We start from the raw sequence: 517 nt of genomic DNA on the forward strand, positions 1-517 counted from the left end.
AATCAAAAAAGCGAGCTTCGATTATTAAAGAAGCGCTGCGTAAAGATAAGTTGGGAATCTCCTTAGCAGCAGATAGAAAGAGTATAGATCTGGTTAAATCTAACAATTATTTTGAAAGGTATAAAGCGGCCATCAATGGATATTGGGACTCAGACTTGAGCAGGTTTAACTACGATTACCAGTATAGTGTCTCCAATATTGAAAACTGGTATCAATTAGATCTTGCAAATAAAGAAACAGGCGCTTTTGATCCTACAGCTAATAGTAATAAACATATCTACGATTATACAGGCTTGTTTTTTACGATGAAAAGCGATGTAGGTCTCTATCTTACCAATTTCACCAATGTAGAAGGCGGTACCAAAATAGTGCTCACCGATGACTTTACAAATGCTACCAGAGTAGCAGAAATAGAAGCAACACTTACCAATACTAAGGATGCAGGAACCATCATCTGGATTCATGTGAGTAAGGACAATAAAGTAGTACAACAAAATCTATATACAAAAGGATTTAA

1 protein-coding gene is annotated in these 517 nt (G+C 35.8%); it reads left to right on the plus strand.

The annotated features are described in order from the left end of the window. A partial coding sequence (locus ABD816_RS22265; RefSeq protein ID WP_344931129.1) for a hypothetical protein occupies window positions 1-517 on the plus strand: 517 nt, incomplete at both ends.

It is taken from the genome of Aquimarina addita (assembly GCF_039539305.1).
In the GTDB taxonomy this organism is placed as follows: domain Bacteria; phylum Bacteroidota; class Bacteroidia; order Flavobacteriales; family Flavobacteriaceae; genus Aquimarina; species Aquimarina addita.